Raw genomic sequence first — 24,212 nt, forward strand, 5'->3', positions numbered from 1 at the left:
ACAACATGAAGAAGCCGGTCGTCGGCTTCATCGCGGGCGTCACGGCGCCTCCGGGCAAGCGCATGGGCCACGCCGGCGCGCTGATCTCGGGCGGTGCGGATACGGCCGAAGCGAAGCTGGAAATCATGGAAGCGTGCGGCATCACCGTCACGCGCAACCCGTCGGAAATGGGTCGCCTGCTGAAGAAGGCGCTGTAATATTTCCGCTGGGTTCGTCCTGCAAAAAACGCCGGCTTTGCCGGCGTTTTTTGTTATGCTCGCGCAATGAATTCGTAAGCACCGGCATGCATCGCGCATGTACCGGCGATGAACCGGGCCGCCCGCGGGCGGCCGCCGTCCTGCCCATCACACCATGCTCGAATTCCTGGCGTCGCTCCACTGGGGCGCCGTGCTCCAGATCGTCATCATCGATATCCTGCTCGGCGGCGATAATGCTGTCGTGATCGCGCTCGCTTGCCGCAACCTGCCGGCGAACCAGCGGCTGCGCGGTGTCGTCTGGGGCACCGCGGGCGCGATCCTGCTGCGCGTCGCGCTGATCACGTTCGCGGTCGCGCTGCTCGACGTGCCGTTCCTGAAGCTCGGCGGCGGGTTGCTGCTGCTGTGGATCGGCATCAAGCTGATGGCGCCGGCTACCGATGCGCACGACCACATCAAGCCGGCCGACCGGCTATGGGACGCCGTGAAGACGATCGTGATCGCCGATGCGGTGATGAGCCTCGACAACGTGATTGCGATCGCGGGCGCGGCCGAGCAGGCCGACCCGTCGCACCGGCTCGCGCTCGTGATCTTCGGGCTCGTCGTCAGCGTGCCGATCATCGTGTGGGGCAGCACGCTGGTGCTGAAACTGCTCGACCGCTTCCCCATCGTCGTGACGCTCGGTGCTGCGCTGCTCGGCTGGATCGCCGGCGGGCTGATCGTGAACGACCCGGTCGGCGATCGCTGGCCGGTGCTCGATACGCCGCCGGCGCTTTACGGTGCGAGCATCGCGGGCGCGCTGTTCGTCGTGGCGATCGGTTACACGCTCAGGAAGCGCCGCGACGTACCGCGCGCGCACTGACATTGGCCGTCCGGCCGACTGCCGGATTTACGGCCCGCTGGCTACGATCGAGACGCCTGCCTTTATCGGCAGGCGTTTTTCGTTTCCGGAGCCTGCCATGTTCGAAGCCTTTTCCGTTTCCCTGTTCCGTCGCGTTGCCGCCGATCTGCGGCGCGCGAACCGGCCGTCGCCGCGCTGGCGGCCGTCCGGCTTCACGCTGATCGAACTGATGATCGTGCTGGCGATCGTCGGCGTGATTGCGGCCTATGCGATTCCCGCGTACCAGGATTACCTTGCGCGCTCGCGCGTCGGTGAGGGGCTCGCGCTCGCGTCGTCCGCGCGGCTTGCCGTCGCCGACAACGCCGCGAGCGGTGCGAGCCTCGACGGCGGCTACAGCCCGCCGGTCGCGACCCGCAACGTCGAATCCGTCGAGATCGACGGCGCGACCGGCCAGATCACGGTTGCATTTACCACCCGCGTCGCCGCGGCCGGCGCCAATACGCTGGTGCTCGTGCCGTCCGCACCCGACAAGGCCGACGCGCCCACCGCACGCGTACCGCTCAAAAAGGGCGCGATGCAGGCCGGTGCGATCGCGTGGGAGTGCTTCGCCGCCGGCAAGGATGCGTCGTCGCTGCCGGCACCGGGGGCCGGGCCGCTGCCGGGTGACGCCGCGACGCTGCCTGCGAAATATGCACCGGCGGAGTGTCGCGCGTAGTAGAGGTGGCGGAGCAGGGCGGCGCGGGCAGCATGCCGGCCGCGGTTTCAGCCGGCCGGGGCGGCCGCTTCGCGCCGGGTCGCGGCGCGAAGGCCCCGCACAGAGGGGGGAAAGTTTTGTATAGTGCGCCGGTTGCTGACACCCGGTTCGCTCATGCCTTCTACTTTTTCCCGTTCGTTGCCGCTCGTTGCGCTGGCTGTCGCCCTGATCGTGCCGTACGCGATCACGAATCATACGTATCCGATCCCGACTTTCTATTCCGAGTTTTCCGCGCTGGTGCTGTACCTGCTGGTAGGCGTGTCCGTCGTGCTGCTCGCGCGCACGGGCCGCCCGGCCGAGCCGTTTGCCGCGCCGGCCGCGTTCGTCGCGCCGCTCGGGTTCGCCGTGGTGCTCATTGCGCAGGTCGCGCTGATCGCGCTCAAGGTGCCGTCGATGAACTGGCTCGCAGTCGGCTATCTTGCCGCCGCGCTGGTCGCGATGCAGGCCGGGTATGCACTCGCGCGCGACGGGCTGGCCGAGGCCGTGTCGCGGATGATGGCCGGCGCGCTGCTCGTCGGCGGCGTGTTCGCGGTCGGGACCCAGATCGTGCAGTTGTTCCACCTCGAGTCGGTGCTGTCGCCGTTCGTCGTGATGTACAACGTCGCCGTCGATCGCCGCCCGTACGGCAACATGGCGCAGGCGAATCACCTGGCCAGCTACATCGCGTTCGCGCTCGCGGGCGCGCTGTATCTCGTGCAGACGCGCCGGCTCGCGGTCTGGGCGTGGTTCGCGCTGTCGATCGTGCTGTCGGTCGGTCTTGCGCTGACGGTGTCGCGCGGTCCGTGGCTGCAGGTCGCGGTGATGGTCGTCGCGGGCTTCTGGATGGCATGGCTCGAATCGCGCCGCGCGCCGGGCAATGCGCGTGCGTGGCTGATACCGGTCGTGCTCGCGGTGGCGTTCGTTGCGGTGAACGTCGCGGTGCGCTGGGCAAACGTGCACTATCACCTGAATCTCGCGGAATCGGCCGCCGACCGCATGCGCGACGCAGGGCAGATCGCGCCGCGGCTCGCGCTGTGGAAGTACGGGCTCGCGATGTTCCGCGAGCATCCGCTGCTCGGTGTCGGCTGGGGCGAGTTCCCGTCGCACCAGTTCGCGCTCGTGCGCTCGCTCGGCGGCGTCGAGATCGCGAACAACTCGCACGACATCTTCATCGACCTGCTCGCGAAATCCGGCCTCGTCGGACTCGGTGTGCTCGTCGTCACGCTCGTGATGTGGTTCGTGCGTGCGGTGCGCGCGCCGCAGTCGAGCATGCGCGTGTTCGGCTTCGCGCTGATCGGCATCCTGCTGATGCATGCGCTGGTCGAGTATCCGCAGCAGTACATGTTCTTCCTGTTGCCGGCGATGTTCGTGATCGGGCTGCTCGAAGTGAAGCCGCTGCGCATCCTGCCGGGGCGTGCAGCCTTCGGGCTGTTCGCGGTGCTGTCGGTCGGCGGCGTGTTGGCGGCGGTGCCCGTGCTGCGCGACTACCAGCGTGCGGAAGTGCTGTATTACGGCAGCGATCCGGCCGCGCAGTACCGCGATGCGCCGTCGCTGCTGTTCGGCGCCTGGGGCGAATACGGCGCGGCCACGCTGCTCCCGATCTCGGCGGACGACCTGCCGGCCAAGCTGGCCGCGCATGAGCGCGCGATCGCGCTGCTGCCCGGTGAGACGGTGCTGCGCCGCTATGCGGCGCTGCAGGCGCTGGCCGGCCGCGAAGCCGACGCGCTCGACACCGTCGCGCGCCTGCACGTGTTTGCGAAGGAGTTGAAGGACTGGCCGCAACAACTGGCGGCGCTGTACAAGCTGTGCGATCAGCAGCCGGCGCTGAAGACGTTCAAGGCGGCGGTCGTCGCGAAATACGGCGAAGTGCCGGCCGATGCGGCCGACGACGAGGACGACGACGATTCGGATTGATACGCGCAGCGCTCGCCGGAACGGGAATTCCGGCATGGGCGCATCGTGAGGAAGCAACGGCGCGCGTCGGGCGTTGCAGCCTGCCGCGAACCCGGCGAATCCGCCGCGTATCGATTACCTCGCGGATTGCGCGGATTCCGGCTGTAGGCGCGGCGATTCGCGTCAACCATTGTCAAATCGCCGCCGCTCACCGGGCCGCGCGTGCACAATGCGCGAAAGCGCTCGCGTGCTGGCCCGCATGGGGCCAGGGCCGGCGCGAATACCGGCAACACCCCGGCCACCGGGGAGTCCGCCACGCAGGATCGCGGCCGAGCATCGATCGGCCGTGCGGCCGTAACGGGGCGCCGGTCCGATGGCCGCGGCGCAGTGGGACGCATGCGATGCGGCCGGGCGATGTTTTCCGGTGCGCGGCACGTGCGTCGGGAACAGTGCTGAAGAACGATATTCGACCATGGCTATTCGCTCGACCTACTTGATCCTGCCCGCCGTCGCGATGCTGTTTTCCGGCTGCGCGATGCTGTCGTCGTCGCAGGAAAGCAAGCTGACCTGCCACATTCCGCGCGCCGTCTATCCGGAGACCGCGAAGCCGCTCACGCGCCCGGTGACCGTGCTCGTGCGCGCGCTGATGACGACGTCCGGCGAAGCGCAGAACGTCACCGTGACGACGAGTAGCCGCAATGCGGCCGCCGATCGCGCGGCCGTCGACGCGATGACGCACGCGACCTGCGTGCAGACGGGCGCGACCGCGAATCCGTTCCTGCTGACTCAACCGTTCGTGTTCGAGCCGCAACGCGGCCAGTGATGCGCGGGCGGCGCGGCCCGCACGCGGGTTGCCGTCCGGTTTCGTCCGTTGCCAGCCGTACCGTTGCGCCCTGGCCGTCGGCAGTCGATACGCGCGGCCGATGCGGTGGCCGGCAGCAGCGAGAGCGCGCACAGCAGCGGCGCGGCGTATTTCGGCGTGAGCCTCTGCATTTGTGATGTGTTTTTCTGGTTTTTATCGTTCGAACGGGGAATCGCTACGGCCGACGATGCCCCGTGAATGGCTGCTGATGCGGCTGGCGCTTACTCCGCCGCGTCCTCTGCCTGCCAGTCCCCCGACTTCCCGCCGCGCTTCTCCCGCACGCTCACATCGGTGATCACCATCCCGCGATCGACGGCCTTGCACATGTCGTAGACGGTCAGCAGCCCGACCTGCACGGCGGTCAGCGCTTCCATCTCGACGCCGGTCCGGCCGAACGTTTCGACCTGCGCGACGCAGTGGACGCCCGGCAGCGCGTCGTCGAGTTCGAAGTCGACGGCCACGCGCGTCAGCGCGAGCGGATGGCACAGCGGGATGAGGTCGGCCGTGCGCTTGGCGCCCTGGATGGCTGCGATGCGCGCGACGCCGAGCACGTCGCCTTTCTTGGCCTTGCCGTCGCGGATCAGTGCGAACGTGGCCGGCAGCATCCGGATCGCGCCGCGCGCGATCGCGATGCGTTGGGTTTCCTGCTTGCCGCCGACGTCGACCATGTGTGCATGGCCGGCGGCGTCGAAATGGGTGAGTCCTGACATGTCATGCTCCAGTGGAACGGCGTGCTCGCGCGAGCACGTCCGTCGGTCCTGCTTCGCGATCGGGCGGGGCGCCGTATCCAATCCCTGCACCCCGATCCGATCCGGCGTTTCAACGGGCGCCTATCATAGCAGTGGCATTCGCGGCGCCGGGTACGCAGATGGCACCCATGCCGCACGGGACAGTCGCGATGTCGCCGGTACAATGACCCGAATATTCAGACCAAACGCCGTGATGCGCGCCCGGCGCGCGGGACGGCGTCGTTTTCATCCTGCCATGCGTGTCAAACAGTTGCTTGCCGTGTCGCTGTCGGCGGCGCTCGCATTGCCGCCGAGCGGCCATGCGCAGAGTGCGTCGGCGCCGCCGCTCGAATCGGCGCCCGACGGCGCCCGGTCGATCTCCACCGTGCCGTCCGGCATCGCGGCCGGCGTGTTCGGCACGTACGGCGGCGCGGAGAGCCGGTTTTCGGACGCGGGCGGCGCGTCGGCGCCGGCCGCGAGCCTGCGCGCGCCGCTTCGGGCGCTCGAGCTGCCCGATCTTGGCGACGGTTCCGGCGGTTCGCTGACGCCGCAGGCCGAGCGCCGGCTCGGCGAGCGCGTGATGCGCGAAGTGCGGCGCGATCCCGACTATCTCGACGACTGGCTCGTGCGCGACTACCTGAACGCGATGGCGGCGCGGCTCGCGGCCGCGGCGGCCGCGCGCTTCATCGGCGGCTACACGCCGGATTTCGACCTGTTCCCGGTGCGCGATCCGCAGATCAACGCGTTCTCGATGCCGGGCGGCTTCATCGGGATCAACAGCGGGCTTGTCGTCACGACGCAGACGGAGTCGGAACTCGCGTCGGTGGTCGGCCACGAGATGGGGCACGTGCTGCAGCGGCACATCGCGCGGATGATCGGTGCGAACGAGAAGTCCGGCTATACGGCGCTCGCGACGATGCTGCTCGGCGTGCTGGCCGGCGTGCTCGCGAGAAGCGGCGACCTCGGCAGCGCGATCGCGGTGGGCGGGCAGGCGTATGCGGTGGACAACCAGCTGCGCTTCTCGCGTTCGGCCGAGCGCGAGGCCGATCGCGTCGGCTTCCAGCTGCTCGCGGGCGCGGGCTATGACCCGTACGGGATGCCGGGCTTCTTCGAGCGGCTCGACCGTGCGTCGATGGGCGATGCGGGCGTGCCGGCGTATGCGCGCACGCACCCGCTGACCGGCGAGCGGATCGCCGACATGGAGGATCGCGCGCGCCGCGCGCCGTACCGGCAGCCGCGCCAGTCGCCCGAATACGGGTTCGTGCGCGCGCGGCTGCGTGTCCTGCAGAACCGCGCGCCGACCGACATCGCGGCCGAAGCGCGCCGGATGCAGTCCGAGATCGACGATCGTACGGCGCCGAACGTCGCGGCGAACTGGTATGGCATCGCGCTCGCGAACGCGCTGCTCGGCGAGTACGACGCAGCCGGCAAGGCGCTCGCGTCGGCGCGCACCGCGTTCGAGGCGCGCGAGCGGCGCGAGGACGATCCGGCGACGAGTTCGCCGAGCCTCGACGTGCTGGCCGCCGACATCGCGCGCCGCGCGGGGCGGGCCGACGACGCGGTGCGGCTCGCGGCGCTCGCGCAGCGGCGCTGGCCGGCGTCGCACGCCGCGATCGTCGTGCATCTTCAGGCACTGATCGCGGCACGTCGTTTCGCCGAAGCGCAGGCGCAGGCGCGCGCGCAGGCGAAGGCCGACCCCGAGCAGCCGGACTGGTGGGACTATCTCGCGAAGGCGAGCGACGGCAAGGGCGACGTGCTGGCGCGGCGCCGCGCGCTCGCGGAGAAGCTCGCACTCGATGGCGCGTGGCCGTCGGCGATTCGCCAGCTGAAGGAAGCGCGCGACGCGAAGGACGTGTCGTTCTACGAGCAGTCGATGATCGGCGCGCGGCTGCTGGAATTCGAGGCGCGCTACAAGGAGGAGCGCGAAGACGAGAAGAACGGCCGCGGGTAGCGGCCTGTGCGCGGCAAGTGCGGGCGAGGCCGCTGCGGTCAGTTGCCGCCGCCGGCCGCGTCGCGAGCCTGTTGCGCCGGGCTTGCGACGTAGCCGAACCGCGCAGGCACGTCCGCGCCGACGATGCTGCCGAGCGGCAGCGTGCGGCCGTCGTGCCAGCGCAGCACGGGCGGCAGGGCATCGAAATCCGCGTGATCGGCGAACAGCCCGAGGTCGTGATCGTGCAGCGCCGCGATGCGCGGCGGCGTGCCGGCCGCGCGAAACAGCACGCCGCCCGCGTCGTCGAGCCATGCTTCGTCCGGTTCGAACGGCGTACCGGTCTGGTCGGTAAGCGTGAGCTGCCCGTCGCGTTCGGCGAGCCGGACGACCCACGGCGTATAGGCGAGCTCGACGTACACGCGCTGCGGCCCGTTCTGGAAGAACCACTGGCCCTGCGCGTCGCATTCGTAATTGCGGCCGATGAACGCGTTCAGCGCCGCGTGCCGGATCGGCGAGCCGAGCTCGCCGGCCGCCTGCGCCGCGTCGTCGCGCAGCCGCCATTCACCGCGCCGGTCGAGTAGCAGCCAGCCGGTACAGTGCGGCACGTTCGGCCATTTGGCGAGGGCCTGCCTGACGATGTCATCCATGGTCGACGAATTTGGAGCAATAGCCGAACACCCGCGCCGACAGCCAGTCGAGGCGGCCGGGGAACGGCCCGGTCATGAATCCGGCGTGCCCGCCGGCCGCGGGCTGGTCGAGCTCGACGGCCGGCGATACGTCGGCAGGGCCCGGCAGCGCCGATTCGGGCAGGAACGGGTCGTTGCGGGCGTTGAGGATCAGCGTCGGCACGTCGATCGCGGGCAGCAGCGGCCGTGTCGTCGCCTTGGTCCAGTAGTCGTTCGCATCCGCGAAACCGTGCAGCGGCGCGGTCACGACCTCGTCGAAGTCGCGCATCGTCACGGCGTGCAGCATCGCTTCGCGGTCGAACAGCCCCGGGTACTGGTCGAGCTTCGCGAGCGCCTTGCGCTTGAGCGTCTTCAGGAAACTGCGCGTGTAGACCATCGCAAAGCCCTGCGACAGCGCGAGCCCGCCGGCGTGCACGTCGATCGGCGTCGAGATCGCGGCCGCCGCCCGCAGGATCGACGTATCGCTGCGATGCTCGCCGAGCCAGCGCAGCAGCACGTTGCCGCCGAGCGACACGCCGGCCGCGACGAGCGGCCCGCGATGCTGCGCGGCGAGCCGGCGCAGGATCCAGTCGACCTCGGCGCTGTCGGCGAGATGGTAGAAGCGCGGCTGGCGGTTGATCTCGCCGCTGCAACTGCGGAAGTGCGGCACGACGGCGTGCCAGCCCTTCGCGCGGGCGGCGGCCATCATCGCGAGCGCGTAGTGCGAGCCGGAGCTGCCCTCGAGGCCGTGGAACAGCACGAACAGCGGCGCATCGGGCGCCGGCGCAGCGCTGTCGAGATGAGCGACCCAATCGAGATCGATGAAGTCGTGGTCGGGGGTTTCCCATCGCTCTCGTCGGTAAGCGACGACGGGGCGCCGCGCGAACAGCGCGGGCACGATGGTTTGCGCATGACTGTTCGGCAGCCAGCGTGGTGCGCGATAGCGCAGTGTGTCGTCGTCGGGGGCCGGGGCCCCGGTCAGCGGCGAGGTGGGCGGAGAAGCCGTACTCATGATCGCCCCGCTAATGCGTTGCTTCGTTCTTCGTCAGTGCAGCGGACCCTGCCCGTGACGGATCTTCGCGGCGAATTGTCCGGCCGCTTGCTCGGGAATCGGGCTCGCGTGAATATGCGCGATGCGCCACTCGCCACGTTCGTGAATCATCACGTACGTCGCGAAAACCATGTCGGGTTCGGCCGTCAGGTCGGCCTGCTGATGCGCTTCGGCGATCGTATAGACGACCGTGCCGAGGCTGTCGTACACGCGGATGTCGAGCGGCTCGATCGTCACGGGGCGCGTGGCGAGCCGGTTGGCGAGCCCGCTGCGAATCTGGTCGAGGCCGTGCAGATGCTCGCCGTCCGCCCATACGCAGCTGGCGAAATCCTCGTCGATCCACAATCCCAGCAGCGCGTCGAGATTGGCATCGGCGACGGCCTGGTAGTAGGCGTTCAGCGTATCGGCGGCGGCTTCGAAGAGGCGGGCAAAACGTGGCATCGGGGTTATCTCTCGCGCGCGTCGCGCGCCGTATTCAGCGCGGCGGCCCGGATGGAGCCGCCGCACACCGGTGAATCGGATTGCCCGGCGCGTCGTGCGACGCTGCCGGCCAGGGTCAGCGTTGCCCGACGAGCATGCCGCGCAAATCGCCGAATACCTGCTCGGGACCGAGTTCGCGCAGGCACTTCAGGTGGCCGAGCGGGCACTCGCGTTCGAAGCAGGGACTGCATTCGAGATGAAGCCATTGTACCTTCGCCAGGTCCGACAGCGGAGGGGTGTGGCGCGGATCGGTCGATCCGTACAGCGCGACGAGCGGCCGGCGTAGCGCGGCCGCCACGTGCATCAGCCCCGAATCGTTGGTGACGACCGCGTTCGCACGCGCGATCAGCGCGCAGGCCTCCGACAGCGACGTCTGCCCGCACAGGTTGCGCACGTTCGGCGCGTGGTCGGCGATCGCCTGCGCGGCGGCCGAATCCTTCGGCGAGCCGAGCGCGACGATCTGCGTGTACGGGAAAGACTGGTGGACGATGGTGGCGAGCGTCGCGAAGTGCTCGGGCGGCCAGCGCTTGGCCGGGCCGTATTCCGCGCCGGGGCAGAACACGACGAGCGGCTTGCGCGTATCGAGATTGAAACGTGCGGACACGCGCGCCGTCTCGTTCAGGTCGGCGTCCAGGCGCGGCGGCGGCAGCGTTTTCATCGACTCGGGCAGCTTCGCGCCCGGCGCGTACGCGAGCGCCGCGTAGTGAGTCGTCATCGGCGGACGCTCGCCCGATTTATCCGGGTTCGCGTGCCGCACGTTCAGCAGCCCATAGCGGTGCTCGCCCGTATAGCCGATCCGCAGCGGGATGTTCGCGAGCCACGGGATCACCGCGGATTTCAGTGAATTCGGCAGCACGTACGCCGCGTCGTAGCCGACGTCGCGCAGGTCGCTCGCGAGCTGCCAGCGGCGCAGCAGCTGCAGCTTGCCGTGCGCGAGATCGGTCGCGTAGACATCGTGGATCTCGGGCATCCGCTCGAGCACGGGCGCGACCCACGAGGGCGCCACGGCATCGATCGCGATGCGGGGATGGAGTTTCTTCAGCAGCGCAAAAAGCGGCTGCGCCATCAATGCGTCACCGATCCAGTTCGGTGCGATAACCAGCGCTCGACGCATCAGGTCGACTTCCGATGTCGTAATGAAGCGCGGCGCCCAGGCGCCGCGTTCGGGTTGCCAGAATGGAGAAGGGCGGCGCGCCGGCAATCCGGCTGCACCGCCTTGCGGGTCGGCGGGCCTGCAAGCCCGGCCGCCGGGGCTCAGTGGCCCTTGACGACCTCGCCGTCGCGCAGCTTGTAGCGCGTGCCGCAGTACGGGCAGCGCGCCTCGCCGTGCGAAACGTCGATGAAGACGCGCGGGTGGGCGCTCCAGCGCGCCATGGCCGGGTTCGGGCAGTACGCGGGAAGATCCTTGGCCGTCAGCTCGACCAGCGGCATTTCCTTGATTTCACTCATGAGACTTTCTCTTATCACTCTTTTGTGGGGCGGTCGGTGGCGCGGCGCGCTCAGACCTTCGTCAGCCAGTGCGCGTACTTCGCGTTCTTGCCCGACACGATATCGAAAAACGCCGACTGGAGCTTTTCCGTGACGGGGCCGCGCGCGCCGCTGCCGATCGTGCGGTTGTCGAGCTCGCGGATCGGCGTGACTTCGGCGGCCGTGCCGGTGAAGAACGCTTCGTCGGCCGTGTAGACCTCGTCGCGCGTGATGCGCTTCTCGATGACCTCGATGCCGGCGTCCTTCGCGAGCGTGATGACGGTGTCGCGCGTGATGCCGTCGAGGCACGACGACAGGTCGGGCGTGTACAGCTTGCCGTTGTTCACCAGGAAGAAGTTTTCGCCGGAGCCTTCCGACACGTAGCCGTCGACGTCGAGCAGCAGCGCTTCGTCGTAGCCGTCGGCCGTCGCTTCCTGGTTCGCCAGGATCGAGTTCACGTACCAGCCCGACGCCTTCGCGCGCACCATCGACACGTTCACGTGGTGGCGCGTGAACGACGACGTCTTCACGCGGATGCCCTTCGCGAGGCCTTCCTCGCCGAGGTACGCGCCCCACGGCCACGCGGCGATCGCGACGTGGATCGTGTTGCCCTTGGCGGACACGCCGAGCTTTTCCGAGCCGACCCAGATGATCGGGCGCAGGTAGCACGACTCGAGCTTGTTTTCGCGCACGACTGCGAGCTGCGCGGCTTCCAGCGTTTCCCGGTCGAACGGCACGTCCATCTGGAAGATCTTCGCCGAATTCAGCAGACGTTTCGTGTGCTCGTACAGGCGGAAGATCGCGGTGCTGCCGTCGGCCGACTTGTACGCTCGCACGCCCTCGAAGACGCCCATGCCGTAGTGCAGCGTATGGGTCAGGACGTGGATCTTGGCGTCGCGCCAGTCGATCAGCTTGCCGTCCATCCAGATCTTGCCGTCGCGGTCGGCCATTGACATAGATTTCTCCTGGGATGCGGTTGTATGCAGCGTTGAGCCGGAAAGACGCTCATTTTAGCGTCATTTGAAGACGATCCGGTCGGTCGGCGCGGGGCCGGCGCTATAATCGCCCGGTACCGATTCCAATAACGACGGGTCGTACCGGCAGGAGGCGCCGGCGTCCCGACGAACCGCCCGCTGCGGCCCGCTTCCCATGCTCGCTCGATTGTCCGCCACCGACCGCTTCGCGCTGATCCAGGGCGCGCGCGACTATTCCCCGACGCTGATGGCGATTTTCTCGTGGGGGCTCGTCACCGGCATCGCGATGAGCAAGTCGGTGATGACCCTCGGGCAGGCGAGCGCGATGTCGCTGCTGGTCTACGCGGGCTCGTCGCAGCTCGCGGTGCTGCCGCTCCTCGCGGCGAAGCTGCCGATCTGGACCATCCTGCTCACGGCCGCGATGGTCAACACGCGCTTCGTGATCTTCAGCGCCGGGCTTGCTCCCCATTTTTCCTACCTGCCGCTGTGGCGGCGTCTCGCGATCGGCTATTTCAACGGCGACGTGATCTACCTGCTGTTCCAGAAACAGGGCTTCGCGTACGGCCACGTGCCCGGCAAGGAGGCGTACTTCTGGGGGATGGCGCTCGCGAGCTGGCTATCGTGGCAGGTGTCGTCGCTCGCCGGCATTCTGCTCGCGAGCTTCTTTCCCGCGAGCTGGGGGCTGGAGCTGGCCGGCACGCTCGCGCTGATCCCGATCATGGTATCGGCGGTCGCGAACCGCTCGACGCTCGCGGCCGTCGCGGTCGCCGGTGTCGTGTCGCTCGTCGCGTTCGACCTGCCGTACCGGCTCGCGCTGCCGCTCGCGGTGCTCGCCGCGCTCGCGGCCGGCTCCACGGCCGATTTCTTCGTCGAACGGGCCGACTGGCGGCGCATCCGCACCGAAACCGTGCACGAAAAGGAAATCGAATGAGCGCGACGGAAATCTGGATCGTCATCATCGGGATGACGATCGTCACGGCCGTCACGCGCGCGCTGTTCCTGATCGGCGGCGAACGCACCGTGCTGCCCGAACGCGCGCAGCGCGCGCTGCGCTACGCGCCGGCGGCCGCGCTCGTCGCGGTCGTGCTGCCCGACGTGCTCGAAACGCCCGCCGGGATCTCGTTCGCGCTGTCCAACCACCCGTTTTACGCGTCGCTCGCCGGCCTTGGCTGGTTTTTGTGGCGGCGCAGCATGCTCGGCACGATCGTCGTCGGGATGCTCGTGTTCACCGCACTGCGCCTGATCTTCTGATGGGCCGCCGTGCAGGCCCGCCGCACACCGGCCGCTTGCGCGGATGCATTGCTGCGTTGCAGCAATGGGTCGAACGTCACGCGCGATCCCAAATAGGCGGAATTCGCCGCTGCCGGGTCAGTCTGCAGGGTGGATCGGCTAGAATGCCCGTTCGAGATTTTTTACCCGTGCGCGTCATGCGAACCGCCAGCCACGGCCGCATCCGGCGCCCTTTCGCGGCAGCCCGCGCACGTCCAGCGTGAACCCCCTTTCCCCATCCACTACTTCAATCTGTTCAACATGAGCCAAGTCAAGCGTCTTACCGACCTGATCGCCGCCGGCCAGCTCGCCGGCAAGCGGGTATTCATCCGCGCCGACCTGAACGTCCCGCAGGACGATCACGGCAACATCACCGAAGACACGCGCGTACGCGCGTCCGTGCCGGCCATCCAGGCCGCGCTCGACGCCGGCGCGGCCGTGATGGTCACATCGCACCTCGGCCGCCCGACCGAAGGCGAATTCAAGCCGGAAGATTCGCTCGCGCCGGTCGCGAAGCGTCTCGCCGAGCTGCTCGGCCGTGACGTGCCGCTCGTCTCGAACTGGGTCGAGAACGGCGTGAACGTCGCGCCGGGCCAGGTCGTGCTGCTCGAGAACTGCCGCGTGAACAAGGGCGAGAAGAAGAATTCGGACGAGCTCGCGCAAAAGATGGCGAAGCTCTGCGACGTGTACGTGAACGACGCGTTCGGCACCGCGCACCGCGCGGAAGCAACCACGCACGGGATCGCAAAGTACGCGCCGGTCGCGTGCGCGGGCCCGCTGCTGGCCGCCGAACTCGACGCGCTCGGCAAGGCGCTCGGCAACCCGGCCCGCCCGCTGGTGGCGATCGTCGCCGGCTCGAAGGTGTCGACCAAGCTCACGATCCTGAAGTCGCTGGCCGGGAAGGTCGACCAGCTGATCGTCGGCGGCGGCATCGCGAACACGTTCATGCTCGCAGCCGGGCTGCCGATCGGCAAGTCGCTCGCGGAAGCCGACCTCGTCGCCGAGGCGAAGGCGATCATCGACGAAGCGCGCGAGCGCGGCGCGTCGGTGCCGATCCCGACCGACGTCGTCACCGCGAAGGAATTCTCGCCGACGGCCGTGGCAACGGTGAAGCAGGTCGCCGACATCGAAGCGGACGACATGATCCTCGACATCGGCCCCGATACGGCCAAGGCGCTCGCGAGCCAGCTCGAGAAGGCTGGCACGATCGTATGGAACGGCCCGGTCGGCGTGTTCGAGTTCGACCAGTTCGGCAACGGCACCAAGACGCTCGCGGAAGCGATCGCCAAATCGTCCGCGTTCTCGATCGCGGGCGGCGGCGACACGCTCGCGGCCATCGCGAAGTACGGCATCCACGACCAGGTCAGCTACATCTCGACGGGCGGCGGCGCCTTCCTCGAGTTCCTCGAGGGGAAGAAGCTGCCGGCGGTGGAAGTGCTGGAAACGCGGGCGGCCTGAGCGTGGCGGCGCGCGCAGGGGTGACGAAGGCCGCGCGCTCCGCGAAAGCGGAGCCGGCGGCCGGCGCGGGCAAGCGCAAACGCGCGCCCGCGCGGGCGAACTCCGCCCCGCGCGCACCGGCGGCCGCCGGCGACGCGGCCGAGCAGCACCACGAGATTCAGAACAAAGCGATGCCGGGCGCAAGCACCGGCACGCCCCCCGGAACGGCGGCCGCTGGGCCTGCCGCTTCCGGCTCTCGCAGCGTTTCACCCAGCGCATCCACCTTGATCCAGATGAGGAGTTTCATGCAGCGCGCCACCAAGATAGTCGCCACGATCGGCCCGGCTTCCAGTTCGCCGGAGATTCTGCTGCAGATGATGCAGGCGGGCCTCGACGTCGTGCGGCTCAATTTTTCGCACGGCACGGCCGACGATCACCGCCAGCGCGCCGAGATGGTGCGCGAGGCCGCCCGCAAGGTCGGCCGCGAGATCGCGATCATGGCCGACCTCCAGGGCCCGAAGATCCGCGTCGGCAAGTTCGAGAACGGCAAGACGATGCTGACGCCGGGGCAGCCCTTCATCCTCGACGCCGGTTGCGAGCTCGGCAACGACGAGCGCGTCGGCCTCGACTACAAGGAACTGCCGCGTGACCTGCGCACGGGCGACCTGCTGCTGCTGAACGACGGCCTGATCGTGCTGACCGTCGAGCGCGTGCTCGGCGACGAGATCCACACGGTCGTCAAGGTGGGCGGCGAGCTGTCGAACAACAAGGGCATCAACCGCCAGGGCGGCGGCCTGTCGGCGCCCGCGCTGACCGCGAAGGACATGGAAGACATCCGCACCGCGATGTCGCTCGGCGCGGATCTGGTCGCGGTGTCGTTCCCGAAGAACGCGACCGACATGGAAATGGCGCGCCAGCTCGCGAACATCGCGGGCGCGCCGTACGGCATCAAGCCGAAGATGATTGCGAAGATCGAGCGCGCGGAGGCGATTCCGGCGCTGCAAAGCATTCTCGACGCGTCCGACGGCATCATGGTCGCGCGCGGCGACCTCGCGGTGGAAGTGGGCAACGCGGCCGTGCCGGCGCTGCAAAAGCGCATGATCCGGATGGCGCGCGAGTCGAACAAGCTCGTGATCACCGCGACGCAGATGATGGAATCGATGATCCACGCGCCGGTGCCGACCCGCGCGGAAGTGTCGGACGTCGCGAACGCGGTGCTCGACGGCACCGACGCGGTGATGCTGTCGGCCGAGACGGCCGCCGGCAAGTACCCGGTCGTCACGATCGAGACGATGGCGGCCGTGTGCGTCGAGGCGGAAAAGTCCGAAGAGGTCGAGCTGGACAAGGATTTTCTCGACCGCACGTTCACGCGGATCGACCAGTCGATCGCGATGGGCGCGCTGTTCACCGCATACCACCTGGGTGCGAAGGCGATCATCGCGCTGACGGAATCGGGCGCGACCGCGCTGTGGATGTCGCGTCACTACACGCACGTGCCGATCTTCGCGCTGACGCCGCGTGTCGGCAGCGAGCGCACGATGGCGCTGTACCGTAACGTGACGCCGCTGCACGTCGACTTCAACAGCGACCGCGACTCGGCGCTGCAGGCGGCGCTCGAGATCGTCGTCAAGCAGGGCTATGTGCAGCACGGCGACATGGTCGTGCTGACCGTCGGCGAGCCGATGGGGCAGGCAGGCGGCACCAACACGCTGAAGATCGTGCGGGTCGGCGAGCACTATTGAGCACCGACTGAGCACCGGCCGGCCTGCGGGGCCGGCTGCCCGGATCGCCTGACAATTCGATCCGGCACCGTTTTTTACGCGAAAGCCGCGTGGGGTCCGAAGCCCCGCGCGGCTTTTTTTCTCTTTTTTGCCCGCATTGTGCCGTGCGAACGTAACAAATTGCGAGTCGGCGCCACCGGGCGGTCGGAATCGGAGGCGCTTCGCGATAAAATGCGGCTATTCGACGCTCAGCCGCGCCGTGCCACCCCGGGTTCGACCGGGAGCGAGCGCCGCGCCGCGTCAGGGCGCACCGGTTTTCATTCCAAGGAGTTCCACAATGCCTCTCGTATCAATGCGTCAATTGCTGGACCACGCGGCAGAGCACGGTTACGGCCTGCCGGCCTTCAACGTGAACAACCTGGAGCAGGTCCAGGCGATCATGGCGGCGGCGGACCAGGTCGGCGCGCCCGTGATCATGCAGGCATCGGCCGGCGCGCGTAAGTACGCGGGCGAGCCGTTCCTGCGTCACCTGATCGAAGCGGCAGTCGAGTCGTACCCGCACATCCCGGTCGTGATGCACCAGGATCACGGCCAGTCGCCGGCAGTCTGCATGGCCGCGATCCGCAGCGGCTTCACCAGCGTGATGATGGACGGTTCGCTCGAAGCCGACGGCAAGACGGTCGCGTCGTACGAGTACAACGTCGACGTGTCGCGCAAGGTTGTCGAGATGGCGCACTCGATCGGCGTGACGGTCGAAGCCGAACTCGGCGTGCTCGGCTCGCTCGAGACGATGAAGGGCGACAAGGAAGACGGCCACGGCGCGGAAGGCACGATGACCCGCGAGCAGCTGCTGACCGATCCGGAGCAGGCCGCCGACTTCGTGAAGCTCACGCAGTGCGATGCGCTCGCGATCGCGATCGGCACGTCGCACGGCGCGTACAAGTTCTCGAAGAAGCCGACGGGCGACATCCTGTCGATCCAGCGCATCAAGGAAATCCACGCGCGCATCCCGAATACCCACCTCGTGATGCACGGTTCGTCGTCGGTGCCGCAGGAACTGCTGGCCGAGATCCGCGAATTCGGCGGCGACATGAAGGAAACCTACGGCGTGCCGGTCGAGGAAATCCAGGAAGGCATCAAGCACGGCGTGCGCAAGATCAACATCGACACCGACCTGCGTCTCGCGATCACCGGTGCGATTCGCCGCTACCTGTTCGAGAACCCGGGCAAGTTCGATCCGCGCGACTACCTGAAGCCCGCGCGCGAAGCGGCGAAGCAGGTTTGCGTCGACCGCTACGTCGCGTTCGGCTGCGAAGGCCAGGCCGGCAAGATCAAGCCGGTGTCGCTCGACAAGATCGCCGAGCAGTACAAGTCCGGTGCGCTCGCACAGGTCGTGCGCTGAGACTGTAGTACGATTGCCGCGCCCGATGCTGGCATCGGGCAACGGCGAGGCCGCCCGGCCGGATCTGATCCGGCCCCGGGCAGCCGTTCCGTCCGGCCGAACGAGGGCCGGCCGGCAACCGCCCGGGCGTTGTCGCCCGGCCGGTTCGCCGACGTATTGCAAGACCGCCGTTCCCGCCTGCCGCGGGGAACGGCGTTTCCCTTTTTGTTTGGCTCCTTATCTGCGAAAAGACGATGTCTACCCTCTACGAATCCACGCTCCGCTCGCTGCCGCTCCTCGGTCGCGGCAAGGTCCGCGATAACTATGCGGTCGGCAACGACAAGCTCCTGATCGTCACGACCGATCGCCTGTCGGCATTCGACGTGGTGATGGGCGAGCCGATTCCGAACAAGGGCCGCGTGCTGAACCAGATGGCGAACTTCTGGTTCGACAAGCTCGCGCACATCGTGCCGAATCACCTGACGGGCGACGCGCCGGAAGCCGTCGTCGCGGCCGACGAGGTCGAGCAGGTGAAGGGCCGCGGCGTGGTCGTCAAGCGCCTCGAGCCGATCATGATCGAAGCGGTCGTGCGAGGCTACCTGGCCGGCAGCGGCTGGAAGGAATACCAGGCGTCGGGCGCCGTGTGCGGCGTGCAACTGCCGGAAGGCCTGCAGAACGCGCAGAAGCTGCCCGAGCCGATCTTCACGCCGGCCGCGAAGGCCGAGATGGGCGAGCACGACGAGAACATCACGTTCGAGGAAACCGAGCGCCGCATCGGCACCGAGCTGGCCGCGACGATCCGTGACATCTCGATCAAGCTGTACAAGGAAGCGGCCGACTACGCGGCGACGCGCGGCATCATCATCGCCGACACGAAGTTCGAATTCGGCCTCGACAACCACGGCAAGCTGTACCTGATGGACGAAGTGCTGACGGCCGATTCGTCGCGCTTCTGGCCGGCCGACCAGTATGAAGTGGGCACGAATCCGCCGTCGTTCGACAAGCAGTTCGTGCGCGACTGGCTCGAGGCGCAGCCGTGGGGCAAGACGGCACCGGCGCCGGCGCTGCCGGCCGATGTCGTCGAGAAGACGGCCGCGAAGTACCAGGAAGCGCTCGAGCGCATCACGGGCCAGGCGCTCGCCTGAGCGGGGAACAGCACATGAGCGAAGTTCAGACTGCCCACACGCACAGCGCGCCGCTCGTCGGCGTGCTGATGGGTTCGAGTTCCGACTGGGACGTGATGAAGCACGCGGTCGCCATTCTGCAGGAATTCGGCGTGCCGTACGAAGCGAAGGTCGTGTCCGCGCACCGGATGCCCGACGAGATGTTCGACTATGCGGAGAAGGCGCGCGAGCGCGGGCTGCGCGCGATCATCGCGGGTGCCGGCGGCGCCGCGCACCTGCCCGGCATGCTGGCCGCGAAAACCACGGTGCCGGTGCTCGGCGTGCCGGTTGCGAGCAAGTACCTGAAGGGTGTCGATTCGCTGCACTCGATCGTGCAGATGCCCAAGGGCGTGCCGGTCGCGACGTTCGCGATCGGCGAGGCCGGCGCTGCGAATGCCGCGCTGTTCGCGGTGTCGATCCTGTCCGGCAACTCGGTCGACTATGCGAACCGGCTCGCCGCGTTCCGCGTGCGCCAGAACGAAGCCGCGCACGCGATGGTGCTGCCGCCGCTGGAATGACGGCGCACCGGCGGCCGCGCATCGCGGCTGCCTGACCCTCCCCACTGCGGCGGGCAGCGCCCGCCGCGACCGACCACTGACATGACCGCAACTCCTGATTCCGTTTCCCCGATCCTGCCCGGCGCGTGGCTGGGCATGGTCGGCGGCGGCCAGCTCGGCCGCATGTTCTGCTTTGCCGCCCAGTCGATGGGCTATCGCGTCGCCGTGCTCGATCCCGATCCGACGAGCCCCGCCGGCGCGGTCGCCGACCGCCACCTGCGCGCGGCCTACGACGACGAAGCCGCGCTCGCCGAACTGGCCGACCTCTGCGCTGCGGTGTCGACGGAGTTCGAGAACGTGCCGGCCGCGAGCCTCGATTTCCTCGCGCGCACGACGTTCGTCGCGCCGGCCGGCCGCTGCGTCGCGGTCGCGCAGGACCGGATCGCGGAGAAGCGCTTCATCGAGGCGTCGGGCGTGCCCGTCGCGCCGCACGTCGTGATCGAATCGTCGGCGGCACTGGCCGCGCTCGACGATGCCGCGCTCGACGCGGTGCTGCCGGGCATCCTGAAGACGGCGCGCCTCGGCTACGACGGCAAGGGCCAGGTGCGCGTGAGCACCGCGCAGGAAGTGCGCGATGCACATGCGGCGCTCGGCGGCGTGGCGTGCGTGCTCGAGAAGCGCCTGCCGTTGAAATACGAAGTGTCCGCACTGATCGCGCGCGGCGCGGACGGCCGTTCGGCCGCGTTCCCGCTCGCGCAGAACGTGCATCACAACGGCATCCTCGCGCTGACGGTCGTACCGGCGCCGGCTGCCGATGCCGCACGCGTCGAAGCGGCGCAGCAGGCCGCCGTGCGGATCGCCGATACGCTCGGCTACGTCGGCGTGCTGTGCGTCGAATTCTTCGTGCTGGAAGACGGTTCGTTCGTCGCGAACGAGATGGCGCCGCGCCCGCACAACTCCGGCCACTACACGGTCGATGCGTGTGCAACGAGCCAGTTCGAGCAGCAGGTGCGCGCGATGACGCGCATGCCGCTCGGCAATCCGCGCCAGCATTCGCCGGCCGCGATGCTGAACATCCTCGGCGACGTGTGGTTCCCGAACGGTGCGGCCGGCGACGCCGTCACGCCGCCGTGGGACACGGTCGCGGCGATGCCGTCCGCGCACTTGCACCTGTACGGCAAGGAAGATGCGCGTGTCGGCCGCAAGATGGGCCACGTGAACTTCACGGCCGAAACGCGCGACGAAGCCGTTGCCGCGGCCACCGCGTGCGCGCAGCTGCTGCGCGTGCCGCTCGACTGAGGCGCCAGCCGATGTCCATCGATCTCCCGAACTCCGTGACGGCCGCGCAGATCGACGCGGCCGCCGCGCTGCTCGACGCCGGCCAGCTCGTCGCGTTTCCGACCGAGACCGTCTACGGGCTCGGCGGCGACGCGGCGAATCCCGAGGCCGTCGCGCGCATCTACGCGGCGAAGGGGCGGCCCGCGAATCATCCGGTGATCGTGCACCTGCCGCCGGGCGGCGATCCAGGCTACTGGGCCGACGATCTGCCGGCCGACGCGCAGGCGCTGATCGATGCCTTCTGGCCGGGCCCGTTGACACTGATCCTGAAGCGCCATGCGCGCATTCCGGACGCCGTGAGCGGCGGCCAGGATTCGGTCGGGCTGCGCTGCCCGTCGCATCCGGTCGCGCAGGCGCTGCTGGCCGCATTCAGCGCGCGGCGCGGCGGCCATGGCGGCGTGGCCGCGCCGTCCGCGAACCGGTTCGGCCATGTGAGCCCGACTACCGCGCAGCACGTGCGCGACGAATTCGGCGACACCGTGCACGTGCTCGACGGCGGCGCGTCGGAAGTCGGTATCGAGTCGACGATTCTCGACCTGTCGCGCGGTTTCCCGGCGCTGCTGCGCCCGGGCCACGTGACGCCGCAGCAGATCGCCGACGTGCTCGGCCGCGCGCCGCGGCTGCCGGACGGCAGCGACGCGACCGCGCCGCGTGCGTCGGGCACGCTGAAGGCGCATTACGCGCCGCGCACGCCGCTCGCGCTGCTGCCGTTCGACGCGCTCGAGCCGCTGCTCGCGGCCGCGCAGGCCGACGGCGAGCGCGTCGCGCTCGTCGCACGCGCGTCGCGCGCGGGACGCTGGGCGCAGGCCGACGGCGTGCATTTCGTCGCGGCGCCGGAAGATCCGCAGGCATATGCACGCGACCTGTACGGGATGCTGCGTGCGCTCGACCGCGCGCAGGTCGCGCGGATTCTCGTCGAGAAGCTGCCCGAGACCGTCGAATGGATCGCGGTCAACGATCGCCTCGGCCGCGCGGCGGCCGCGTTCGAAGCACGCGACTGAACGCGCGGGGCGGACGCGACAGTCGCCGCCTCCGTTTCCCCGAGCATGAAAAAACGCCCGACCGGAGTGAACCGGTCGGGCGTTTTTGTTTGGGCGGGTGACCGGCGGCTTACTTGCCGATGCCCGAGGCTGCGATCTTCGACTGGGCGAACTGGGCGAACAGCGCGTGCAGGTGCGTCGTCGGGTGGACCGTGTCGGCGAACATGTAGGTCTGGTCCGCGTTCGCGACCGTGTAGGTCTGCGGCGAGCAGAACAGCGACGAGCCGAAGGCGGTCGCGTTCGCGACGCCGTACTGGGTGGCCGCCGCGACCATTGCTTTCAGGTTGCACGCGGTGTCGGTGTTTGACACGGTGAAGCCGTTCGCCTGGTAGTTCGCGAGGATGCCGTCCTGCCACGTGAACGTGTCGAGCAGCACGTACTTGGTCGTGTCGACCTTGAGTGCCTGCAGCGTTCCGGCGAGCGTGCCGTTGAACAGCATCGACAGTTGCGTGAGGGTCGTCTGCGTGCCGCCTTGCAGCGCGAGCGGCGTGCCGCCGATATCCGGCACGTTCGACACGAATACGTGCGTCGCACCGGCGGCGATGATCTGCTGGACGAGGCCCGCGAGCTGCTGCGCGGCGGCGCCGATGTTCTGCTGCAGTTGCGTCGGCGTGATCGCGCCTGCCTGCAGCGCCGCGACCTGATAGAAGATGTCGTTCGCCCCGCCGTTGAGCAGCACGATCTGGCCGGCGTTGAAGCTCCCGTGCTGCGACACGTATTGCTTGACCTGGTCGGCGATCGGCGTCGTGGTCGCCTGCGCGTAGTCGGCGTTCGGCACGCTGGCGTCCGCATGGCCGATGCCCGGCTGTTGTGTCACGCGCGAGCCGCCTTGCGCGTAGCCGAGACCACCGGTGGCCTGCAGCGGAATGCCGAAACCGCCCTGGTTTGCGGGCTGCAGCGTGTCGCCGTAGTACTGCGCGACGTTCTGCGTCCACACCTGGCCCGGGTTGGTCGTGAAGCGGCCGCCACCGAAGCCGAGCTTGATCTGCGAGTAGGTGCCCACGTCGGACAGGCTGTCGCCGAACGATACGACCTGCATTTTCACGCCCGACGGCGGCGTGTTCGATGCGCTGTTGTTGTTATTGTCGTCACCGCCGCCGCATGCGGCGAGCAGCGCGAGCGCGGCGCCGGCGATCGCGACTTGCGCAGTGCGCAGCAGGCGCTGACGGGTGCGGGTAGGTGCGTGTTGTTGTGTCTGCATCGTTCGATCTCCTCGTAGATATGGCCTGATGTGTTTCTCATCTGCCGCGTGCCTGCTCGGTTCCGGGCTGCGCGGCGGCCGTTGGCTGAAACGGTTTATTGGTCGCGCGCAGCCGCAAGCGGCACGATGCGCGGATCGGGGTTCGCGGCCTCGGTAATCTGCGCATGATAAGCGCTCGCCCACTCGGGCGGGCCGAAAATCGCGCGCAGCTTGTTGCGCCATCCGGCGACGCGCAATGCGTCGCCGGCCATCGACACCCACTCGTGAAACGTCGCGACGAGCGGGTTGTTCGAGCCGAGCCGCTCGACGATCCCGTACTGCGGCGGATCGTCGGGCGTTTCCTCGACATAGCTGCCGAACAGGCGATCCCAGATCACAAGGACGCCTGCGTAATTGCGGTCGATGTAGCGCGGATTGCGCGCATGGTGCGCGCGGTGGATCGACGGCGTGTTCAGCACGTATTCGAGCCAGCCGAGCTTGCCGATCGCCTGCGTGTGCACGAAGAACTGGAACGCGAGGTTGATCAGCACGATGGCGACGACCTGCTGCGGCGGAAAGCCGGCGAACGCGAGCGGCAGCCAGAACACCCACATCCCCGCGACCGGGTACATCAGGCTCTGGCGGAACGCGGTCGAGAAATTCATCCGCTCGGACGAGTGGTGCACGACGTGCGCGGCCCACAGCCAGCGTACGCGATGGCTCGCGCGATGGAACACGTAGTAGAGGAAATCCTGCGCGACGAACAGCACCGCGAACGACAGCCAGCCGTCGTGCCACGTGAACAGGCGATAGTGCCAGTAGCAGTACGCATAGACGGGGATCACGAACAGCCACGCGATCTTGTCGGCGCCCTGGTGCATCAGCGCGAGCGCCGCGTTGCACAGCGTGTCGCGCCACGCATAGACGGGGTCCTGCGCACGGGTGCGGGCGAGGTGCCAGGCCTCCCACGCGATGCAGAGCAGGAAGACGGGCGCCAGCGCGAGCAGAAGCAATTCGACGTCGAATCGCATGGGCGTGTCTCCTTCTTTCCCCTGCAAGCCTTGAGGCCGGGCGTGTGGCCCGTTGTAGATATCGGTCAGGCCAACAGCCTACGCAATCGCCACGCGCTAGGCGAGGGGGGAGCGTAGAGGGTTCCCTCTGAGGACAGGGTTTCTACGGAAGCCGCGCAGCACGGGGCCGGGCGGTGTGGCCCTGTTTTGTGGGCGCGATTGGCGCGCGGTGCGTCGTGCACTGGTGGCGGCTGCCGTTTCAAACCGGGGAGGGCGGGATTCCATGTGCGGGGACGGCGGCGGCCCGCCCGGGTCACCCGCGAGGGCGACCCGATGCGCGGTGCCATTCCGATGCACG

At 68.4% G+C, this 24,212-nt stretch carries 24 protein-coding genes and 1 pseudogene; 15 read left to right on the forward strand and 10 right to left on the reverse strand.

The window, feature by feature from the left end; genetic code table 11:
• The 5 genes and pseudogenes from B7G54_RS36205 to B7G54_RS36225 form a co-directional block, all read left to right on the forward strand.
• Nucleotides 1-197 (forward strand): annotated as a pseudogene (locus tag B7G54_RS36205) (succinate--CoA ligase subunit alpha); the annotation flags it as partial.
• A 154-nt stretch (nt 198-351) separates the two neighbouring features.
• Nucleotides 352-1,056: a TerC family protein gene (locus tag B7G54_RS36210; RefSeq protein ID WP_085043473.1), complete on the forward strand. Its 705-nt coding sequence runs from the start codon at nt 352-354 to the stop codon at nt 1,054-1,056.
• Nucleotides 1,057-1,153: 97 nt separating this feature from the next.
• Nucleotides 1,154-1,750 carry a pilin gene (locus B7G54_RS36215; protein WP_085043474.1) on the forward strand — a complete coding sequence of 199 codons (597 nt, stop codon included), beginning with the start codon at nt 1,154-1,156 and terminating at the stop codon, nt 1,748-1,750.
• A 153-nt stretch (nt 1,751-1,903) separates the two neighbouring features.
• A complete protein-coding gene (locus B7G54_RS36220; RefSeq protein ID WP_085043475.1) occupies nt 1,904-3,682 on the forward strand; it encodes a PglL family O-oligosaccharyltransferase in 1,779 nt (592 codons plus the stop codon).
• A 451-nt stretch (nt 3,683-4,133) separates the two neighbouring features.
• Entirely contained in the window at nt 4,134-4,484 is a 351-nt protein-coding gene (locus tag B7G54_RS36225; RefSeq protein WP_085043501.1) for a TonB family protein, read from the forward strand.
• A 260-nt stretch (nt 4,485-4,744) separates the two neighbouring features.
• Here B7G54_RS36225 and moaC read toward each other — a convergent pair whose 3' ends face one another.
• Nucleotides 4,745-5,233, reverse strand: coding sequence for a cyclic pyranopterin monophosphate synthase MoaC (gene moaC / locus B7G54_RS36230; RefSeq protein ID WP_085043476.1), 489 nt, complete (start codon nt 5,231-5,233; stop codon nt 4,745-4,747).
• A gap of 274 nt (nt 5,234-5,507) precedes the next feature.
• On the opposite strand from moaC, the gene B7G54_RS36235 reads away from it, so the two are divergent.
• On the forward strand, nt 5,508-7,202 hold the full coding sequence (locus B7G54_RS36235; RefSeq protein WP_085043477.1) for a M48 family metalloprotease: 1,695 nt from the start codon (nt 5,508-5,510) through the stop codon (nt 7,200-7,202).
• 38 nt (nt 7,203-7,240) lie between these two features.
• Here the strand turns inward: B7G54_RS36235 and B7G54_RS36240 are convergent, their stop codons facing one another.
• From B7G54_RS36240 to B7G54_RS36265, 6 genes are all read right to left on the reverse strand, one after another.
• Nucleotides 7,241-7,828 (reverse strand): DUF2946 family protein, encoded by a 588-nt coding sequence (locus B7G54_RS36240; RefSeq protein ID WP_085043478.1) that lies wholly within the window; start codon nt 7,826-7,828, stop codon nt 7,241-7,243.
• The gene (locus B7G54_RS36245; protein ID WP_085043479.1) at nt 7,821-8,858 is read right to left on the reverse strand and encodes a hydrolase; all 1,038 of its coding nucleotides are present in this window, start codon (nt 8,856-8,858) and stop codon (nt 7,821-7,823) included. Before B7G54_RS36245 ends, B7G54_RS36240 begins: the two co-directional genes overlap by 8 nt.
• 33 nt (nt 8,859-8,891) lie before the next feature.
• The gene (locus B7G54_RS36250) at nt 8,892-9,338 is read right to left on the reverse strand and encodes a nuclear transport factor 2 family protein (RefSeq protein ID WP_006749968.1); all 447 of its coding nucleotides are present in this window, start codon (nt 9,336-9,338) and stop codon (nt 8,892-8,894) included.
• Between the two features lie 115 nt (nt 9,339-9,453).
• Entirely contained in the window at nt 9,454-10,491 is a 1,038-nt protein-coding gene (waaF, locus tag B7G54_RS36255; protein WP_085043480.1) for a lipopolysaccharide heptosyltransferase II, read from the reverse strand.
• Between the two features lie 140 nt (nt 10,492-10,631).
• On the reverse strand, nt 10,632-10,826 hold the full coding sequence (locus B7G54_RS36260; RefSeq protein ID WP_006749970.1) for a zinc-finger domain-containing protein: 195 nt from the start codon (nt 10,824-10,826) through the stop codon (nt 10,632-10,634).
• Between the two features lie 50 nt (nt 10,827-10,876).
• Nucleotides 10,877-11,800 (reverse strand): branched-chain amino acid transaminase, encoded by a 924-nt coding sequence (locus B7G54_RS36265; protein WP_085043481.1) that lies wholly within the window; start codon nt 11,798-11,800, stop codon nt 10,877-10,879.
• Nucleotides 11,801-11,993: 193 nt separating this feature from the next.
• On the opposite strand from B7G54_RS36265, the gene B7G54_RS36270 reads away from it, so the two are divergent.
• From B7G54_RS36270 to B7G54_RS36280, 3 genes are all read left to right on the forward strand, one after another.
• Nucleotides 11,994-12,749, forward strand: coding sequence for an AzlC family ABC transporter permease (locus B7G54_RS36270; RefSeq protein ID WP_085043482.1), 756 nt, complete (start codon nt 11,994-11,996; stop codon nt 12,747-12,749).
• The gene (locus tag B7G54_RS36275; RefSeq protein ID WP_085043483.1) at nt 12,746-13,069 is read left to right on the forward strand and encodes an AzlD domain-containing protein; all 324 of its coding nucleotides are present in this window, start codon (nt 12,746-12,748) and stop codon (nt 13,067-13,069) included. The genes B7G54_RS36270 and B7G54_RS36275 overlap by 4 nt, the downstream gene beginning before the upstream one ends.
• A gap of 279 nt (nt 13,070-13,348) precedes the next feature.
• Complete coding sequence (locus B7G54_RS36280) at nt 13,349-14,545, forward strand: phosphoglycerate kinase (protein WP_085043484.1); 1,197 nt, start codon at nt 13,349-13,351, stop codon at nt 14,543-14,545.
• Between the two features lie 157 nt (nt 14,546-14,702).
• Here the strand turns inward: B7G54_RS36280 and B7G54_RS40065 are convergent, their stop codons facing one another.
• On the reverse strand, nt 14,703-14,831 hold the full coding sequence (locus B7G54_RS40065; protein WP_021164118.1) for a hypothetical protein: 129 nt from the start codon (nt 14,829-14,831) through the stop codon (nt 14,703-14,705).
• Here B7G54_RS40065 and pyk point away from each other — a divergent pair.
• The 6 genes from pyk to B7G54_RS36310 all read left to right on the forward strand — a co-directional run bounded on the left by pyk (nt 14,830) and on the right by B7G54_RS36310 (nt 21,625).
• Entirely contained in the window at nt 14,830-16,266 is a 1,437-nt protein-coding gene (pyk, locus tag B7G54_RS36285; RefSeq protein ID WP_085043485.1) for a pyruvate kinase, read from the forward strand. The two genes, B7G54_RS40065 and pyk, sit on opposite strands and share 2 nt — an antisense overlap.
• 316 nt (nt 16,267-16,582) lie before the next feature.
• On the forward strand, nt 16,583-17,647 hold the full coding sequence (gene fba / locus B7G54_RS36290) for a class II fructose-bisphosphate aldolase (RefSeq protein WP_085043486.1): 1,065 nt from the start codon (nt 16,583-16,585) through the stop codon (nt 17,645-17,647).
• Nucleotides 17,648-17,880: 233 nt separating this feature from the next.
• Nucleotides 17,881-18,771, forward strand: a complete 891-nt coding sequence (locus B7G54_RS36295) for a phosphoribosylaminoimidazolesuccinocarboxamide synthase (RefSeq protein ID WP_021164115.1) — start codon at nt 17,881-17,883, stop codon at nt 18,769-18,771.
• 14 nt (nt 18,772-18,785) lie between these two features.
• Nucleotides 18,786-19,307 (forward strand): 5-(carboxyamino)imidazole ribonucleotide mutase, encoded by a 522-nt coding sequence (gene purE, locus B7G54_RS36300; RefSeq protein WP_039360624.1) that lies wholly within the window; start codon nt 18,786-18,788, stop codon nt 19,305-19,307.
• Nucleotides 19,308-19,388: 81 nt separating this feature from the next.
• Nucleotides 19,389-20,585: a 5-(carboxyamino)imidazole ribonucleotide synthase gene (locus B7G54_RS36305; protein WP_085043487.1), complete on the forward strand. Its 1,197-nt coding sequence runs from the start codon at nt 19,389-19,391 to the stop codon at nt 20,583-20,585.
• An 11-nt stretch (nt 20,586-20,596) separates the two neighbouring features.
• Nucleotides 20,597-21,625, forward strand: a complete 1,029-nt coding sequence (locus B7G54_RS36310) for an L-threonylcarbamoyladenylate synthase (RefSeq protein WP_085043488.1) — start codon at nt 20,597-20,599, stop codon at nt 21,623-21,625.
• Nucleotides 21,626-21,734: 109 nt separating this feature from the next.
• Here the strand turns inward: B7G54_RS36310 and B7G54_RS36315 are convergent, their stop codons facing one another.
• Both B7G54_RS36315 and B7G54_RS36320 read right to left on the reverse strand, forming a co-directional pair.
• Nucleotides 21,735-22,865 carry an SGNH/GDSL hydrolase family protein gene (locus tag B7G54_RS36315; protein ID WP_085043489.1) on the reverse strand — a complete coding sequence of 377 codons (1,131 nt, stop codon included), beginning with the start codon at nt 22,863-22,865 and terminating at the stop codon, nt 21,735-21,737.
• A 95-nt stretch (nt 22,866-22,960) separates the two neighbouring features.
• The gene (locus B7G54_RS36320) at nt 22,961-23,875 is read right to left on the reverse strand and encodes a sterol desaturase family protein (RefSeq protein WP_085043490.1); all 915 of its coding nucleotides are present in this window, start codon (nt 23,873-23,875) and stop codon (nt 22,961-22,963) included.
• Nucleotides 23,876-24,212: the final 337 nt, after the last annotated feature.

The organism is Burkholderia puraquae, from assembly GCF_002099195.1.
GTDB classification, from domain to species: domain Bacteria; phylum Pseudomonadota; class Gammaproteobacteria; order Burkholderiales; family Burkholderiaceae; genus Burkholderia; species Burkholderia puraquae.